The organism is Sphingomonas sp. (assembly GCF_036388435.1).
In the GTDB taxonomy this organism is placed as follows: domain Bacteria; phylum Pseudomonadota; class Alphaproteobacteria; order Sphingomonadales; family Sphingomonadaceae; genus Sphingomonas.
In genome coordinates this window covers 81,108-95,568 of the sequence record NZ_DASVRV010000053.1, presented here as the reverse complement: position 1 = coordinate 95,568, position 14,461 = coordinate 81,108, and the positions used below count along the sequence as shown (strand labels likewise).

Genomic DNA, 14,461 nt, shown 5'->3' with positions numbered 1-14,461 from the left:
CGGGTCAGCGCGCCCGGTCGCGCAGCCAGATCGCGACCGCGAGCGCCGCCCCGGTGGCGATGCCGATGATCAGCCCGAGCGTCGGTTGCTGGCGAGCAACGCCGACCGCCGTACCGACGATCGCGCCGATCGCGATCAGGACGCCACCGGCGGCGGAAGGACGGGAACGGGCCATGCGCCGCTCCTGCCACGTCCCGTCGCGGGACGCCAGCCGGCCCGGCGCGGGACGGTCGGAACAGCGGTGGAGCGGGCATTTACCGTCGCGACCCGCGGCGCGCGGCGTTTCCGCCGATCGGGCATGGGACGTGCGAAGGAACCGGCGATGCCGATCTTGCCCCATATCACCGACGCCCGCGCGCTCGCCGACGCGGATCACCTCATCGCCACCTTCGGATCGGAGGCCGGGGCCCAGGCCGCCGAGCGCGCCGAGCGGAGCCGCGATGTCGGCAACAGCGTCCGCTTCTGCCACTGGCGGCAGATCGAGCGGCTGATCGATTTGCTGGCCGCGGAGCGGCCGGTCGGGATGGTGCACTGACCTCGTTATCCGTCCGACCGGCTGTGGCGCCGCAGCAGGTCGGATCGGGGCAACGATCGGCGGCCTTGTACGATCGCCGCCGTCACCGCGGAAAAGCGATGCTGCCGTTGACATGATGGTTTCAGCCGATCACGTCCCCAATGGCCGGTCGCCGGGCGCGGTCGAACAGGGCGACCGCCGCCGCGCCATGCCCCGCATCAACGCAGGAGCGGCCGCCTGAACGGCGGCCAGCGCGAACAACCCGATCACGCCGGCAGGCCGACCACCGTCTTTACCTCCATGAAGTCGGTCAGGCCGTAGCGACCATTTTCGCGGCCATTGCCCGACTGCTTGTAGCCGCCGAAGGGCGCCGCGATGTCGGGGCTCCAAGAGTTGATCGTGACCAGCCCGGCGCGGAGCTTCGGCGCGACCTCCGCCGCCCTGGCCGGGTCGCCCGAGATGGTGGCGGACAGGCCGTAGGGCGTGTCGTTGGCGATGCGGACCGCCTCGGCCTCGTCCGCATAGCTGGTGATCGTCGCGACGGGGCCGAACACCTCCTCCTGCGCGATGCGCATGTCGGGACGGACATCGGCGAACAGGGTGGGGCGGATATAATAGCCGACATCGCGCCCGTCGGGGCGGCCGACGCCGCCGGTGACGAGCGTCGCGCCCTCCTCGATCGCGGACTGGATCAGCCCCTGGATCTTGTCGAACTGCGCCTTGTTGACGACGGGGCCGATATGCTGGCCCAGCTTCGCCGGATCGCCGACGGGGGTCTGCTCCATCATGCCCTTGATGAACTGGGTCGCCTCGGTCACCTGACTTTGGTGGACGAGGAGGCGGGTCGGGGCGATGCAGCTCTGCCCCGAATTGGCGAGAACGCCCGTGACGGTGCCGGGCAGCACGGCCGCCAGGTCGGCGCCTTGGAGCACCAGGTTCGCGGCCTTGCCGCCCAGTTCCTGATGGACGCGCTTGACGGTGGCGGCGGCGGCCTGCGCGACGGCGATGCCGGCGCGGGTGGAGCCGGTGAAGCTCACCATGTCGACGTCCGGGTGCGCCGACAGCGTCGCCCCGACGCCGGGGCCGTCGCCGTTGACCAGGTTGAACACGCCCGGCGGCACGCCCGCCGCGTCCATGATCTCCGCCAGGATGATCGCGCAGCTCGGCGCTTCCTCCGACGGCTTCAGGACCATCGTGTCGCCGGCCGCGAGCGCGGGGGCGACCTTGGCGCAGATCTGGTTGAGCGGCCAGTTCCAGGGTGTGATCATCGCGACCACGCCCAACGGCTCGTGGACGACCTTGGCGCGGCCGACCTGCTCCTCGAACTTGAATTCGGACAGGGCCTTGAGCGTCGCCGCGAAATGGCCGAGCCCCGTCGGCGCCTGGGCGGCGGTGGCGAGGCCCATGGGAGCCCCCATCTCCTGGCTCATCGCCTTGGCGAGGTCAGGCAGCCGCTTCTTATATTCCTCGATGATGCGACCCAGCAGCGCCTGGCGATCGGCGACGGTCGATTGCGACCATGTCTCGAACGCGCGCCGGGCCGCGGTGACGGCCCGGTCGGCATCGGCGGGGCTGCCCAGCGTGATCTCGGTCACGGGCTGCTCGGTCGAGGGGTCGATCACCTGATAGGTGCGGCCGCCGTCGGAGGCGACCCAGCGGCCGTCGATATAATGATCGGGGTAGCTCTTCATCACCGCTCTCCAGCTTTCGTCGTTGGCGCGAGCTTTGCGACCGGCCGGGGTGGGTTGCAACGGGAAACGTGATCGGGCGACACTTGACAGAAAGATGGTACAACGTAACATACCTGTCACTCGGATCGGCCAAGTCGACCGGGCATGAGCAGGAGAGATGCCATGGCATATGCAGACCAGAAGCAGAATCTTGGCGTCGCGATCGGCTCCGTCGTCCTCGTCCACGCCGCGCTCGGCGCCGCGTTGCTGTCCGGGTTGGCGGTGACGATCTTCGAGCCGGTCGATCCGCCGTTGATCACGAAGAACATACCCATCGAGGTTCCGCCCGAGCCCGTCGAACCGCCACCGCCGCAGCCGCGCACCGAGCGGGAGCAGCCGCGCGAGACCATCAATACGCCGATCAACGTACCCGTGCCCGAGATACCGACGCCGAGCCCGATCGACCTGACGACCTCCACCATCATCTATCCGCCGCAGCCGCCGGTCCGGGATGTCGTCGCGCCGCCCCAGCCTCCGGTGCCGCCGCCCAGCGTCGACCTGGCGCGTGCGCTGCGGCCGCGCGGCGACCAGGGCGGGTGGTTCCCGCAGGACAGTTATCCGCCGGCCGCGCGGCGGGCGGGCGCGGAGGGGCGGGTCAGCGTGTCGGTCGATGTCGGCACCGACGGGCGCGTGACCGCTTGCCGCGTCACCTCCTCGAGCGGCAACACCGATCTCGACAACGCGACCTGCCGCCTGGCGACGCGCAACGGCCGGTTCGAGCCCGCGCGCGACGCGAGCGGGGCGCCGACCACCTCCACCACGGCGCTACGCAACGTCCGCTGGGCGCTGGAATAGCGGCGCTAGCCCGAGGTCAGCGCGTCGATCGCTCCCTGGAGGATATAGGCGGCGGCCATCTTGTCGACGAGCTCGGCCCGCCGCGCACGGCTCGCATCCTGTTCCAGCAGGGTGCGGGTCACCGCCTGGGTCGACCAGCGCTCGTCCCACAGCAGCACCGGGCCGAGATCCTCGACATTGCGGGCGAAGGCGCGGGTGGATTGCGAGCGGGGGCTTTCGCTGCCGTCGAGGTTGATCGGCAGGCCGATCACGAGCCCGGCGACCGACTGGCCGCGCATCAGGCCGACCAGCGCGGCCTTGTCCTGCTGGAACTTGGTGCGCCGGATCAGCAGGGCCGGGCTGGCGAAGCTCCACCCGGCGTCGCAAAAGGCGGTCCCTATCGTTTTCGTGCCGACGTCGAGCCCGAGCAGCCGCCCGCCGCCCGGCAGGGCCTCGCGATAGGTGTAGCGGTCCGTCGTGATCATCGGGCCTCGAACGCCGCCAGCCGCCGCGCGGCATCGGCTCGGACGTTCGACCAGAACAGGCTGTAATCATATACGTGGTAGTTGTTGCCCGGGAGGACATACTGCCCGACCTCGGGCGGGTCGCCGATGAGCAGGACGCCGCGCGCGCGGTCGCAACGGGCGGGCACCGCGTTCGGGACGAGACTGGCGGTGCTCAGGTCCGTGGAGGGCACCAGCGTTCCGAGATTGGCCGTGACGGGGGCGGCGGCATCGGGCGTGCCCGTCAGGGGATTGGTGCACACCATCGGCGTGCCGCGACGCGACCGGCCGTCGAAGCCCGTCGTCGCGTCATAGGTGTCGACCACCAGCGACGGATCGGCGGGCTCGCCGAAGCTCTGCCAGGACAGGACGCACCCCGCCTGCGCGGCGGCGCGGCATTCGGGCAGGCCGAGCGCGGTCAGGTCGGTGGTGCGCGAGACCGGCCAGCCGACGACATAAGCGGCGACGACCCGACGGCGTAGCGCGGGATCGGTCGCGACCTTCTCGCGCAGCAAGGTAGTCAGGTGAAGCGCGCCCTGGCTGTGGCCGGCCAGGATGATCGGGCGATCGGGCGCGACCTGGGCGAGGAACGCGTCGAACGCTGCAGCCACGTCCCGGTACGCCAGCGCGAGCGCGCGCTGCGCGTCCGCCTCGCTCGTCAGGAAGGCGCCGAAGGTCGCCTGGCGATAGCGCGGTGCGTAGATGTCGGCGACCGCGTTGAACGCGCTCGCCTGGCCGCGCACGAACACGTTCGTGCGGAAGTTCGTCTCCGCGTCGCCCGCGACCGTGCCGTTCCACGCGTCGCGTGAGACGTAGGAGGTGGGGTGGATGAAGAACATGCTCGCGCGCGGACGGGAAGCGGGCATCGAGTATCCGGGCGGAAGCCAGAGCGCGGGATTGCCGGGCAGGTCCGGGCGGGCGACCCACATCTTCGGGTCGGCATAGGCGCGCGCTTCCATGCCCGGCTGCGCCCGGAACGCCCCGCCGGGGACGAGCGCGGCACGGATGATGTCGTTGCCGAACAGGCGGTAGGCGAAGGCGCTCGCGATCGCGAGCACGATCAGGGTCGCCACGACGTACAGGAACTTGCGGGCCATAAGCCGGGCCCCGTGCCCGAACGCGCCCGCGCTTGCAACGCCGCCACCCGCGCGGTAGCCGCCGCGCCATGTCAGTCGACCAAGCAACCGTGAAACGCGTGGCCAAGCTCGCCCGCATCGCGATCACCGACGAGGACGCGGCCAGGCTCGTGCCCGAACTCAACAACATCCTGGGCTGGATCGAGCAATTGGGCGAGGTCGACACGAGCGGCGTCGAGCCGATGACGGCGGTGATCGCCAACTCGCTACGCCTGCGCGACGACGTGGTGACCGATGGCGGCGTGCGCGACGCGGTGCTCGCCAACGCCCCTCAGGCGGAGCATGGCTTCTTCACCGTGCCCAAGGTGATCGATTGATGAGCGACCTCACCGATCTGGGCGTCGCCGCCTTGCGCGACGGTATCCGCCTGGGGCGTTTCTCGGCGCGCGAGGTGGCGGACGCGTTCATCGTCAAGGTGAGCCGGGCCAAGCCGCTCAACGCGTTCCTGGTCGAGACGCCCGATCATGCGGTCGCCGCCGCCAAGGCCGCCGACGCCGCGCGCGCGGCGGGCGATACCCTGCGCCCGCTCGCGGGGGTGCCGCTGGGCATCAAGGACCTGTTCTGCACGGAGGGCGTAGCGACCACCGCCGCCAGCCACATCCTCGAAGGCTTCGTCCCGCCCTACGAATCCAGCGTGACGCGCAACCTATGGGACGCGGGCGCGGGGATGCTCGGCAAGCTGAACATGGACCAGTTCGCGATGGGCTCGTCGAACGAAACCAGTGCGTTCGGCGACGTGATCTCGCCCTGGCGGCGCTCCGACGGCGGGAACGCGCCGCTGGCACCCGGCGGATCGTCGGGCGGGTCGTCCACGGCGGTCGCGGCGCGGCTCTGTCCCGGCGCGACCGGCACCGACACCGGCGGCTCGATCCGCCAGCCCGCCGCCTTCACCGGCATCGCCGGAATCAAGCCGACCTATGGCCGCTGCTCGCGCTGGGGCACGATCGCCTTTGCCTCGTCGCTCGACCAGGCGGGCCCGATGGCGGCGGACGTGCGCGATTGCGCCATCCTGCTGGAGGCGATGAGCGGCTACGACGCCAAGGACGCGACCTCGCTCCGGCTCGACGTGCCGCGCTGGGAGGCGGGGCTGTCCGCGAGCATGGCGGGCAAGCGCGTGGGTATTCCCAGGGAGTACCGCGTCGACGGGATGCCCGAGGAGATCGAGGCCTTGTGGCAGGCCGGCATCGGCTGGCTGCGCGATGCGGGCGCCGAGATCGTCGAGGTGTCGCTCCCGCACACGAAATATGCGCTTCCCGCCTATTACATCATCGCCCCCGCCGAGGCGTCGTCCAACCTCGCCCGCTATGACGGCGTCCGCTACGGCCTGCGCGACCTGCCCGAGGGCGCGGGGCTCCAGGACATGTACGCGGCGACGCGCGCCGACGGTTTCGGCGCGGAGGTCAAGCGGCGCATCATGATCGGCACCTATGTGCTGTCGGCCGGCTTCTACGACGCCTATTACACCCAGGCGCAGAAGGTCCGCGCGCTGATCGCGCGCGACTTCGACCAGGCGTTCGAGCGCTGCGACGTGCTCCTGACCCCGACCGCTCCCTCGGCCGCCTTCGCGCTGGGCGAGAAATCGGCCGACCCGATCGCCATGTACCTCAACGACGTGTTCACCGTACCGTCGAGCCTGGCGGGGTTGCCCGCCATGTCCGTGCCCGGCGGGCTGGACAAGCAGGGCCTGCCGCTCGGCCTCCAGATCATCGGCCGCGCGCTCGACGAGCAGGGCGTGCTGAACGCGGGGCTGGCGATCGAGGAGCGGGCGGGGTTCCGGGCGCGGCCGGCGGCGTGGTGGTAGACAGGTTTTACCGTGGTGAGTAATACCGGTTCATGGGCAAGCTGACCAACATGACCGTCAAGGGACAGGTCACGATCCCCAAGGACGTTCGTGACGCCTTGGGCATGAAGCCTAACCAGCCAGTCGAGGTGAATTGGGCAGGCGGCGACGAGGTGGTGATCCGCAAGCCGCGCAATGTCGCGCTGGACCACGAGGCCGCGTTCGAGGCGGAGTTGCTGCGTCTTAAAGCGCTGGCCCACAAATGGCGCCACCTTAGGACCGGTCAGTCCACCGACGAGTATATGGCCGAAATACGAGAACCGGTTCCGACTCCACATCCAGACGACGTGTGATTCTACTCGACAGCAATATCGTCATCGATCTCATCCAAGATGAAGGCGAATGGTCCGAGTGGTCGCAGTCCACACTTGCGCGCCTACGTCTTGACCGGATGATGATCGTGAATGCGGTGGTGCTCGCCGAAACCGCTGACCGTTTCGCATCGGTGGCGACGCAAATGGCGTATATGCGGGAGTTGGGCGCGGTCCACCGGGATATCGACGCATCGGCCGCCTACCGGGCGGGTCTCGCCCATCGCGCCTACCGCAGGGCGGGCGGTACTCGCGCGGCCATACTGGCCGACTTCCTGATCGGCGGGCATTCGAGCATCCTCGGGGCAACGCTGCTCACCCGTGACCGGCAACGCTTCGCAAGCTATTTCCCCGAACTGTCCCTCATCACGCCCGAGACGCATCCATGACCGACACCAGCTATCGCATCCAGGGCGCCACCGGCGAGTGGGAGGTGGTGATCGGCCTGGAGGTCCACGCCCAGGTCACCTCCAACGCCAAGCTCTTCTCGGGCGCGGCGACCGCGTTCGGCGCGGAGCCGAACACCCAGGTGTCGCTGGTCGACGCGGCGATGCCCGGCATGTTGCCGGTGCCCAACCGCGAATGCATCCGCCAGGCGGTACGGACGGGCATGGCGATCGACGCGCGGATCAACCGCTGGTCGCGTTTCGACCGCAAGAATTATTTCTACGCCGACCTGCCGCAGGGCTATCAGATCAGCCAGCTCTATCACCCGTTGGTCGGCGAGGGCGCGATCGACATCGCGCTCGACGACAAGGACCCGGACGGCGCGAGCAAGCGCATCGGCGTGGAGCGCATCCATGTCGAGCAGGATGCGGGCAAGCTGATGCACGACCAGCATCCGACGCGCTCCTATGTCGACCTCAACCGCTCGGGCGTCGCGCTGATGGAGATCGTGTCACGACCCGACATGGCGTCGCCGGCCGAGGCCGGCGCCTATCTGCGCAAGCTGCGCGCGATCCTGCGCTATGTCGGGTCGTGCGACGGCAACATGGAGGAGGGCTCTATGCGCGCCGACGTCAATGTCAGCGTGCGCAAGAAGGGCGAGCCTTTGGGCACGCGCACCGAAACCAAGAACGTCAACTCGGTGCGCTTCGTCATGGCGGTGGTCGAGCAGGAAGCCAGGCGCCAGGTCGACGTGCTGGAGGAGGGCGGCGCGATCGTCCAGGAGACCCGCCTTTATGATCCCGACCGCAACGAGACGCGGTCGATGCGCTCCAAGGAGGACGCGCATGATTATCGCTACTTTCCCGATCCCGATCTGTTGCCCCTCGAACTCGACCAGGCGTTTCTGGACGAGTGCCGTGCGTCGCTGCCCGAGCTCCCGGACGCCAAGCGCAGGCGGTACGAGGCGGCAGGGGTGCCGCCCTATAACGCCGGCGTGCTGACCGCCGAGGTCGAGACCGCGCGCTGGTTCGACGCGCTGCTGGATGCGGGCGCCGAGCCCAGGGCGGCGGCGAACTGGGTCGCGGGCGAGCTGTTCGGCGCGCTCAACAGGCTGGGGCTCGACATCGAGAACAGTCCGGTATCGCCCGTCCAGGCCGCCGAACTGCTCGGGCTGATCGCGGACGGCACCTTATCGGGCAGCTTGGCGAAGCAGGTGTTCGAGGTGATGCTCGAGACCCGCCAGGACGCGGGCGCCGTGGTGGAGGAGCGCGGGCTGAAGCAGACGAGCGACACCGGCGCGATCGAAGCGGTGATCGCCGAGGTCATGGCGGGGAACGAGGCGAAGGTCGCCGAATACCGGTCGGGCAAGGACAAGTTGTTCGGCTTCTTCGTCGGCCAGACGATGAAGGCGATGGGCGGCAAGGCCAATCCCGGCGTCGTCAACGAGCTGCTGAAAAAGGCGCTTGCCTGAACGCGTTAGCTGCGTTTAGCCTCGTCGTCGAGATCGGCTTGGGAGTCGGTTCGAGGGGGATCGCAGGATGACGAGAGGGGGTTGGCCGCTGCTCGCGGCCGCGTTGTGCATGGGCGCCGCGCCCGCGCAGGCGGGAGGACAGGCCGCAGGGCCCGTGCCGGGCACGGGGCAGGCCAAGACGCCGGAGCGGGACGACGATCCCAGCAAATTCTTCTGGTTCAACAAGGCCGGTGCCGACCCGACGGTGGTTCGGACCGACATCGAATATTGCATCGCCCAGACCAGCGGCATGGCCGGACGCGTCCAACAGAATGCCGGGGCCGGCGCCGGGCTGATCGGCGCGCTGGTCGGCGGGATCATCAACGGCATCACCCAGGGTGTGGAGACGCGCCGGATGCGCGACGCCGGCCTGCGCAAATGCATGTCGCTTTACGGCTATGCGCGCTACCGCGTCGCGGAGCCCGCCTGGAACGAGTTGATGCGCGGCGACGGCGCCCTCGACCGGCTGGTCGCGTTCGCCACGGGCCCGGTGCCCGCGACCGAAAGGCTCGACGCATGAGCATCGCACGTCTTCTCGCCGCGCTGCTCGTCGCGGCCGTTCCCCTCGCCGCGCCCGTCCACGCGGCCAAGCGGATCAAGCCGGGCCCCGTCTCGCTCGATCCGAAGCTCGGCTATGTGCTCGTCCGGCTCGGGCCGACCCAGGGCAAGAAGGGCAAGGCCGCCGAAGTCCATCTCTGGCGTTACGACGTGGCGCGCGGCGATATCCGTTTCGCCAAGAAGAAGGATCCCAACCCGGTTCCCAAGGGCGAAGATGCGAGCGTCGCGATCGGCGATCGCCCGTTCGCCCCCGGCCTGGACAACAGCAGTTTCCTGGTGTCGCTGACACCGGGCGATTGGGTTATCCATGGCACCGCCACCACCTGCTTCTGTCTGGGCAGCTATCGCTTCGCGGTCAGGCCGGGCGAGATCACCGATATCGGCACGGTCCTGACCGCGCGTGACGATGGAAGCGCGACGGACGCCACGCTGAACCGGCATCCCGTGTCGGCGGATATCACAAGCGAGCGCGGATATCTGGTGAACGACCAGATGCTCGTCCGCGCGGCTACGGAGGCGGACCGGGTGCCGGCGGAACTGGCGGGCAAGCCGCTGACCCGCGCCGCATTGGTGCCCGATGCGCGTTTCCTGAACCGGGGCGTCACGCGTTTCGGCTATGCCGGCGGTCTGCTCCTCGCCCGCGCGGCCAACCTGGAGGATCCGGTGCCGGGCGACGGCGCGCGAGCGGTGGCGCTGGTCAAGGCGGGCGACGAACTCAGGACCAGGCCGCCCGTCGAGAAGGCGGACGCCGCGAAGGGGACCCCCGCCAAACCCGCCGGCTGAGCGCGGCTATTGCTGCGTCAGGTCCTGGTTCTTGACCACGCCGCCATCGCCGCTGACGCCGGAATAGTCGCCGGGCGAAGTCATCGGTCCGGGCTCCACGCCGCCTTCGCCACGGTCGACCGCGTCGGAGCGGGATCGGACGATCTGTTCGATGTCGGAGCGGTCGTCCCTGTCCGTGCCAGCGATGCTGTCCGGGTGCGGATCGGCATCGGGAAGGTTGTCGGGGTTGCGTTCGGTGTCGGTCATGGGAATTCCTCGATCGGTCAGCGGCTGGTGCCGGCGAGTCCGCCGGTGCTGGCGGTCATGCCGTCGGTCGAGCCGATATCGCCCGTGTCGCCGGTATCGCGGTGGCCGACGATGCTCGACGCGGCGGCCCCGAGGGGCGCGTCGCCGCCCGGGGCCGCGCCGCCGTCCTCCAGCGGGTCCATGTCGCCCGGGTCGGGTTCGGAGCCGGGGAGCGGCTCGCCGGGGTCGCCGCCGGGTTGGGCCGTGCCCTCGCCGGAGCCAGTGCCGATCCCGGCGAACAGGTCGGGGCTGGTGTCGTCGCGGGTGGTCATGGGGTGCTCCTCAGACTTCGGGCGGCTGCGCGGTGCCGGGGTCGCCTGCCGGAATCCCGGGCGAGGGCTGGTCGTAGTCGGGGCCGGGCGTGGTGAATTCCGGCGGCGGGGCGATCGGCTGGACCGGCTGCGGGGAGGGGGTCGGCGATTCGGGCGGGGGCTGGGTAGCCATGGCGTGATGCTCCTTGTCCCCCTTCAACGCGCGCCGCGCCGCGGGGTTGCCTCGGCCACGCGTCCGCGGCGCTTGCCGACCGGGCCCGCGTTGGTATAGGGCCGCGCGCTACGGCGGGTCCAACGATGCGGGCGTGGCGGAACTGGTAGACGCGCTTGGTTTAGGTCCAAGTATCGCAAGATGTGGGGGTTCGAGTCCCTTCGCCCGCACCAGTCCCGCCCGGCGAAGCGGGAACGATCCCCGAACGGTTCACACGCAATCAGAAGGCCCGAGATGCAGACTGTCGAGACGTTGAACGAGGGGCTCCGCCGCGCCTATCGCCTGACCATCACGGCCAAGGACATCGACGCGCGCGTCGATGCCGAGCTGAAGCGCATGGCGCCGCAGATGAAGATGCCCGGCTTTCGCCCCGGCAAGGTGCCCGCCAATCTCGTCCGCAAGATGCATGGCCCCGCACTGATGCAGGACGCGCTCCAGGGCTCGGTCCAGGACGGCGTCCAGGCGCTGCTCACCGAAAAGCAGCTCCGCCCGGCCATGCAGCCCTCCGTCGAACTGGGCGAGGGCTATCAGCCCGGTCAGGACGCCGAGGTCACCGTCTCGCTGGAGGTGCTGCCCCAGGTGCCCGCACCCGCGATCGATGGGATAAAGCTGGAGCGGCTGACGGTCGCCGTCCCCGACGAGGCGATCGACGCGCAGCTCGCGAAATTCGCCGACGGCCAAAAGAAATGGGACGATGCCGGCGACAAGGCGGCCGAGCAGGGCGACCTGGTCACGGTCGATTTCGTCGGCAAGACCATGGATGGCGTCGCCTTCGAGGGCGGCACGGGCACCGACATGGGCGTGGAGATCGGCGCGGGCCGGCTCATTCCCGGCTTCGAGGACCAGGTGGTCGGCGCCAAGGCGGGCGAGGAGCGCCGGATCAGCGTGACCTTCCCGGCCGATTACCAGGCCAAGGAACTGGCCGGCAAGGACGCGACCTTCGACCTCGTCATCAAGTCGGTGCAGACCGCGGGCGAGAGCGCGATCGACGAGGACCTCGCCAAGAATCTGGGCTTAGAGAGCCTGGAGCAGCTGCGTGGACTGGTGCGCGGACAGATCGAACAGGAGCATAACGGGCTCACGCGCACCCATATGAAGCGCAAGCTGCTCGACCAGCTCGCCGAGGGGCATGATTTCGAGGTGCCGCCGTCGATGGTCGACGCCGAGTTCGACCAGATCTGGCGCCAGCTGGAGCATGAGACCACGCACGAGGCCGACCCCGAGGCCGCGCGCGCGGAGATGGAGTCCGAGCGCGAGGATTATCGCCGCATCGCCGAGCGCCGCGTGCGCCTGGGGCTGCTCCTGTCCGAGATCGGCCAGGCGAACGGCGTGGAGATCACCGCCCAAGAGATGAATCGCCTGATCGCCCAGGCCGCCCAGCAATATGGGCCGGAGGATCGCCAACGCTTCATCCAATATGTTCAGCAGGAGCCGATGGCGGCCGCCCAACTGCGCGCGCCGCTGTACGAGGACAAGGTCGTCGATTTCCTGTTCGAGCGCGCCGAGATCACCGACCGCGAAGCGACCCGCGAGGAGCTTGAAGCCGCGATCGAGAGCGAGGACGGCTTCGCGACGGGCACGCATGTCCATCATCACGACGACGATCACGGACACGATCATGGCCATGATCACGGGCACGACCACGGCACCGAGATCGTGACCGCCTATGAAGAGGCCGCTCCCGAGGCGACCGAGCAGCCCGCCAAGCCGGCCAGGAAGCCGCGCGCCAAAAAGGGTGCACCGGTCGAGGCGGAGACGCAGCTGCTCGAGTCGAGCCCGGTCGCCGCGGAAGCGGCCGAGGGCACGACCGCTGCGGACGCGCCCGCCGCCAAGAAGCCCCGCGCCCCGCGCAAGCCCAAGACGGCCGAAGCGTAACGCTTCCTTTCCCCGCCCGCCATTAGGTGGGCGGGGAGAGGAGAAGGGGGCAGCATGACCGAACCGCGTATCGCCGTGCTGCTGCCCTGCTATAACGAGGAGGCGGCGATCGCGCAGACGGTGGCCGGCTTTCGTGCGGCGCTGCCGGGCGCGACGATCTACGTCTACGACAATAACAGCCGCGATCGCACGATGGAGATCGCGCGGGGCGCCGGCGCGGTCGTGCGGTGCGAACGCCTCCAGGGCAAGGGTGCGGTGGTGCGGCGGATGTTCGCCGATATCGATGCCGATGTATACGTCATGGCCGATGGCGACGCGACCTATGACGCGGCATCGGCCCCCCGGCTGGTGGCGAGCCTGCTCGACGAACAGCTCGACATGATCGTCGGCAGCCGCATCGGTGAGGCGGCGGCGGCCTATCGCCGCGGTCACCGGCTCGGCAACGCGCTGTTGACGGGGATGCTGGCCCGGCTGTTCGGGCGCAGCTTCACCGACATCCTGTCGGGCTATCGCGTCTTCTCGCGCCGCTTCGTGAAGAGTTTTCCCTCGCTGTCGGCGGGGTTCGAGATCGAGACGGAGATCAGCGTGCATGCGCTCGAACTTAAAATGCCCTGCGCCGAGATCGAGACGCCCTATTTTGCGCGGCCCGAGGGGTCGACGTCCAAGCTCAGCACCTGGCGCGACGGCTGGCGTATCCTTCGGACGATCGCTACGCTGTACCGTATCGAGCGGCCCCTATGGTTCTTCGGCGCCGTCGGGCTGCTGCTGATGGCGCTGGCGGTCGTGCTCGCCATCCCGCTCGGCGTCACCTATGCCCAGACGGGGCTGGTGCCGCGTTTCCCCACCGCCATCCTGGTGACCGGCCTGACGATCCTCGCCGCGCTCAACCTGTTCGCGGGTCTGATCCTCGACACGGTGGTGCGCGGGCGGCGCGAGGTGCGCCGGCTGGCCTATCTGACCTATCCGGCGCCCGGTCGCGGGGCTTGAACTCCCTGACCGCCCGCGCGATGTATGGGGCCTTCCCGCGCTTCAGAGAGTTTTTCCATGCACAATCCGTTCGAGACCGGTGATTTCGCGAGCCCGTTGGCGTCCGCCGGCCTCGGCCTGGCGCGGACCCAGGCCGGGCTCGTGCCTATCGTCATCGAGCAGTCGAACCGGGGCGAGCGCTCGTTCGACATCTTCTCGCGCTTGTTGCGCGAGCGGATCGTGTTCGTGACGGGCGGGGTCGAGGACGGCATGGCCTCGCTCATCACCGCCCAGCTGTTGTTCCTGGAATCGGAGAATCCGAAAAAGGACATCTTCATGTACATCAACTCGCCCGGCGGCGTGGTGACGGCGGGCATGGCGATCCACGACACGATGCAATATATCCGCCCGCGCGTCGGCACGGTGTGCATCGGCCAGGCCGCGTCGATGGGCAGCTTCCTGCTCGCGTCGGGCGAGAAGGGGATGCGCGTCGCGCTGACTAATTCGCGGATCATGATCCACCAGCCCAGCGGCGGCGCCCAGGGCATGGCGTCGGATATCGAAATCCAGGCGCGCGAGATCCTGCGCATCCGGGCACGGATGAACGAGCTCTACGCCCAATATACCGGCCAGCCGATCGAGGAGATCGAGCGTCGTATGGACCGCGACACCTTCCTCCAGGCGGACGAGGCCAAGGCGTTCGGGCTGATCGACGAGGTGTTCGACAAGCGCCCCGCGCCGACCGAGGACATGGGAACCACGAGCTGAACCGGGTCTTTAAGACCTCTCATCCCAGAGAAGCGGCG

Annotated in this window: 19 protein-coding genes and 1 tRNA gene; 13 read left to right on the top strand and 7 right to left on the bottom strand. The window is 69.1% G+C overall.

Translation table 11 applies throughout. The features are described 5' to 3' along the window. Positions 1-4 precede the first annotated feature (4 nt). Positions 5-175, bottom strand: a complete 171-nt coding sequence (locus VF592_RS13405; protein WP_331006131.1) for a hypothetical protein — start codon at positions 173-175, stop codon at positions 5-7. A 147-nt stretch (positions 176-322) separates the two neighbouring features. Here VF592_RS13405 and VF592_RS13400 point away from each other — a divergent pair, with 147 nt between their 5' ends. Then, on the top strand, positions 323-535 hold the full coding sequence (locus VF592_RS13400) for a hypothetical protein (RefSeq protein ID WP_331006130.1): 213 nt from the start codon (positions 323-325) through the stop codon (positions 533-535). 245 nt (positions 536-780) lie between these two features. On the opposite strand, the gene VF592_RS13395 is transcribed toward VF592_RS13400, so the two are convergent. After that, a complete protein-coding gene (locus tag VF592_RS13395; protein ID WP_331006129.1) occupies positions 781-2,205 on the bottom strand; it encodes an aldehyde dehydrogenase family protein in 1,425 nt (474 codons plus the stop codon). A 162-nt stretch (positions 2,206-2,367) separates the two neighbouring features. Between VF592_RS13395 and VF592_RS13390 the strand changes: the two genes are divergently transcribed. Then, the gene (locus tag VF592_RS13390; RefSeq protein WP_331006128.1) at positions 2,368-3,039 is read left to right on the top strand and encodes a TonB family protein; all 672 of its coding nucleotides are present in this window, start codon (positions 2,368-2,370) and stop codon (positions 3,037-3,039) included. Positions 3,040-3,044: 5 nt separating this feature from the next. Here VF592_RS13390 and ruvX read toward each other — a convergent pair whose 3' ends face one another. Together ruvX and VF592_RS13380 are read right to left on the bottom strand one after the other, a co-directional pair. Then, positions 3,045-3,503: a Holliday junction resolvase RuvX gene (ruvX, locus tag VF592_RS13385; RefSeq protein WP_331006127.1), complete on the bottom strand. Its 459-nt coding sequence runs from the start codon at positions 3,501-3,503 to the stop codon at positions 3,045-3,047. Next, complete coding sequence (locus VF592_RS13380) at positions 3,500-4,618, bottom strand: DUF3089 domain-containing protein (protein WP_331006126.1); 1,119 nt, start codon at positions 4,616-4,618, stop codon at positions 3,500-3,502. Before VF592_RS13380 ends, ruvX begins: the two co-directional genes overlap by 4 nt. A gap of 68 nt (positions 4,619-4,686) precedes the next feature. Between VF592_RS13380 and gatC the strand changes: the two genes are divergently transcribed. The 7 genes from gatC to VF592_RS13345 all read left to right on the top strand — a co-directional run bounded on the left by gatC (position 4,687) and on the right by VF592_RS13345 (position 10,046). Then, positions 4,687-4,974, top strand: coding sequence for an Asp-tRNA(Asn)/Glu-tRNA(Gln) amidotransferase subunit GatC (gene gatC / locus VF592_RS13375; protein ID WP_331006125.1), 288 nt, complete (start codon positions 4,687-4,689; stop codon positions 4,972-4,974). Next, positions 4,974-6,458 (top strand): Asp-tRNA(Asn)/Glu-tRNA(Gln) amidotransferase subunit GatA, encoded by a 1,485-nt coding sequence (gene gatA, locus VF592_RS13370; RefSeq protein ID WP_331006124.1) that lies wholly within the window; start codon positions 4,974-4,976, stop codon positions 6,456-6,458. The genes gatC and gatA overlap by 1 nt, the downstream gene beginning before the upstream one ends. Positions 6,459-6,490: 32 nt before the next feature. Continuing rightward, the gene (locus tag VF592_RS13365; RefSeq protein WP_331006123.1) at positions 6,491-6,790 is read left to right on the top strand and encodes an AbrB/MazE/SpoVT family DNA-binding domain-containing protein; all 300 of its coding nucleotides are present in this window, start codon (positions 6,491-6,493) and stop codon (positions 6,788-6,790) included. Continuing rightward, positions 6,787-7,197 (top strand): type II toxin-antitoxin system VapC family toxin, encoded by a 411-nt coding sequence (locus tag VF592_RS13360; protein ID WP_331006122.1) that lies wholly within the window; start codon positions 6,787-6,789, stop codon positions 7,195-7,197. Before VF592_RS13365 ends, VF592_RS13360 begins: the two co-directional genes overlap by 4 nt. After that, positions 7,194-8,666, top strand: a complete 1,473-nt coding sequence (gene gatB, locus VF592_RS13355) for an Asp-tRNA(Asn)/Glu-tRNA(Gln) amidotransferase subunit GatB (protein ID WP_331006121.1) — start codon at positions 7,194-7,196, stop codon at positions 8,664-8,666. The genes VF592_RS13360 and gatB overlap by 4 nt, the downstream gene beginning before the upstream one ends. Before the next feature lie 67 nt (positions 8,667-8,733). Continuing rightward, complete coding sequence (locus VF592_RS13350) at positions 8,734-9,225, top strand: hypothetical protein (RefSeq protein ID WP_331006120.1); 492 nt, start codon at positions 8,734-8,736, stop codon at positions 9,223-9,225. After that, positions 9,222-10,046, top strand: coding sequence for a hypothetical protein (locus VF592_RS13345; protein WP_331006119.1), 825 nt, complete (start codon positions 9,222-9,224; stop codon positions 10,044-10,046). The genes VF592_RS13350 and VF592_RS13345 overlap by 4 nt, the downstream gene beginning before the upstream one ends. Positions 10,047-10,052: 6 nt before the next feature. Here the strand turns inward: VF592_RS13345 and VF592_RS13340 are convergent, their stop codons facing one another. Genes VF592_RS13340 through VF592_RS13330 form a run of 3 tightly spaced genes read right to left on the bottom strand, consistent with a single transcriptional unit; the run spans position 10,053 to position 10,775 of the window. Then, positions 10,053-10,292 carry a hypothetical protein gene (locus VF592_RS13340; RefSeq protein WP_331006118.1) on the bottom strand — a complete coding sequence of 80 codons (240 nt, stop codon included), beginning with the start codon at positions 10,290-10,292 and terminating at the stop codon, positions 10,053-10,055. A 17-nt stretch (positions 10,293-10,309) separates the two neighbouring features. After that, positions 10,310-10,603, bottom strand: a complete 294-nt coding sequence (locus tag VF592_RS13335; RefSeq protein WP_331006117.1) for a hypothetical protein — start codon at positions 10,601-10,603, stop codon at positions 10,310-10,312. A gap of 10 nt (positions 10,604-10,613) precedes the next feature. Continuing rightward, positions 10,614-10,775, bottom strand: a complete 162-nt coding sequence (locus tag VF592_RS13330; protein ID WP_331006116.1) for a hypothetical protein — start codon at positions 10,773-10,775, stop codon at positions 10,614-10,616. A 127-nt stretch (positions 10,776-10,902) separates the two neighbouring features. Here VF592_RS13330 and VF592_RS13325 point away from each other — a divergent pair. The 4 genes from VF592_RS13325 (at position 10,903) to clpP (ending at position 14,423) form a co-directional block, all read left to right on the top strand. Next, positions 10,903-10,987: transfer RNA gene (locus tag VF592_RS13325), tRNA-Leu, on the top strand. Positions 10,988-11,048: 61 nt separating this feature from the next. After that, positions 11,049-12,689 carry a trigger factor gene (tig, locus tag VF592_RS13320; protein ID WP_331006115.1) on the top strand — a complete coding sequence of 547 codons (1,641 nt, stop codon included), beginning with the start codon at positions 11,049-11,051 and terminating at the stop codon, positions 12,687-12,689. Positions 12,690-12,743: 54 nt separating this feature from the next. After that, positions 12,744-13,676, top strand: coding sequence for a glycosyltransferase family 2 protein (locus VF592_RS13315; protein ID WP_331006114.1), 933 nt, complete (start codon positions 12,744-12,746; stop codon positions 13,674-13,676). A 57-nt stretch (positions 13,677-13,733) separates the two neighbouring features. After that, the gene (clpP, locus tag VF592_RS13310) at positions 13,734-14,423 is read left to right on the top strand and encodes an ATP-dependent Clp endopeptidase proteolytic subunit ClpP (protein ID WP_331006113.1); all 690 of its coding nucleotides are present in this window, start codon (positions 13,734-13,736) and stop codon (positions 14,421-14,423) included. Positions 14,424-14,461 lie beyond the last annotated feature (38 nt).

Excerpts from the sequence above, each read along its gene's own strand:
- VF592_RS13405 (WP_331006131.1), bottom strand. The coding sequence starts at position 175 with ATGGCCCGTTCCCGTCCTTCCGCCGCCGGTGGCGTCCTGATCGCGATC.
- VF592_RS13400 (WP_331006130.1), top strand. The coding sequence starts at position 323 with ATGCCGATCTTGCCCCATATCACCGACGCCCGCGCGCTCGCCGACGCG.
- VF592_RS13395 (WP_331006129.1), bottom strand. The coding sequence starts at position 2,205 with ATGAAGAGCTACCCCGATCATTATATCGACGGCCGCTGGGTCGCCTCC.
- VF592_RS13390 (WP_331006128.1), top strand. The coding sequence starts at position 2,368 with ATGGCATATGCAGACCAGAAGCAGAATCTTGGCGTCGCGATCGGCTCC.
- ruvX (WP_331006127.1), bottom strand. The coding sequence starts at position 3,503 with ATGATCACGACGGACCGCTACACCTATCGCGAGGCCCTGCCGGGCGGC.
- VF592_RS13380 (WP_331006126.1), bottom strand. The coding sequence starts at position 4,618 with ATGGCCCGCAAGTTCCTGTACGTCGTGGCGACCCTGATCGTGCTCGCG.
- gatC (WP_331006125.1), top strand. The coding sequence starts at position 4,687 with ATGTCAGTCGACCAAGCAACCGTGAAACGCGTGGCCAAGCTCGCCCGC.
- gatA (WP_331006124.1), top strand. The coding sequence starts at position 4,974 with ATGAGCGACCTCACCGATCTGGGCGTCGCCGCCTTGCGCGACGGTATC.
- VF592_RS13365 (WP_331006123.1), top strand. The coding sequence starts at position 6,491 with ATGGGCAAGCTGACCAACATGACCGTCAAGGGACAGGTCACGATCCCC.
- gatB (WP_331006121.1), top strand. The coding sequence starts at position 7,194 with ATGACCGACACCAGCTATCGCATCCAGGGCGCCACCGGCGAGTGGGAG.
- VF592_RS13350 (WP_331006120.1), top strand. The coding sequence starts at position 8,734 with ATGACGAGAGGGGGTTGGCCGCTGCTCGCGGCCGCGTTGTGCATGGGC.
- VF592_RS13345 (WP_331006119.1), top strand. The coding sequence starts at position 9,222 with ATGAGCATCGCACGTCTTCTCGCCGCGCTGCTCGTCGCGGCCGTTCCC.
- VF592_RS13340 (WP_331006118.1), bottom strand. The coding sequence starts at position 10,292 with ATGACCGACACCGAACGCAACCCCGACAACCTTCCCGATGCCGATCCG.
- VF592_RS13335 (WP_331006117.1), bottom strand. The coding sequence starts at position 10,603 with ATGACCACCCGCGACGACACCAGCCCCGACCTGTTCGCCGGGATCGGC.
- VF592_RS13330 (WP_331006116.1), bottom strand. The coding sequence starts at position 10,775 with ATGGCTACCCAGCCCCCGCCCGAATCGCCGACCCCCTCCCCGCAGCCG.
- tig (WP_331006115.1), top strand. The coding sequence starts at position 11,049 with ATGCAGACTGTCGAGACGTTGAACGAGGGGCTCCGCCGCGCCTATCGC.
- VF592_RS13315 (WP_331006114.1), top strand. The coding sequence starts at position 12,744 with ATGACCGAACCGCGTATCGCCGTGCTGCTGCCCTGCTATAACGAGGAG.
- clpP (WP_331006113.1), top strand. The coding sequence starts at position 13,734 with ATGCACAATCCGTTCGAGACCGGTGATTTCGCGAGCCCGTTGGCGTCC.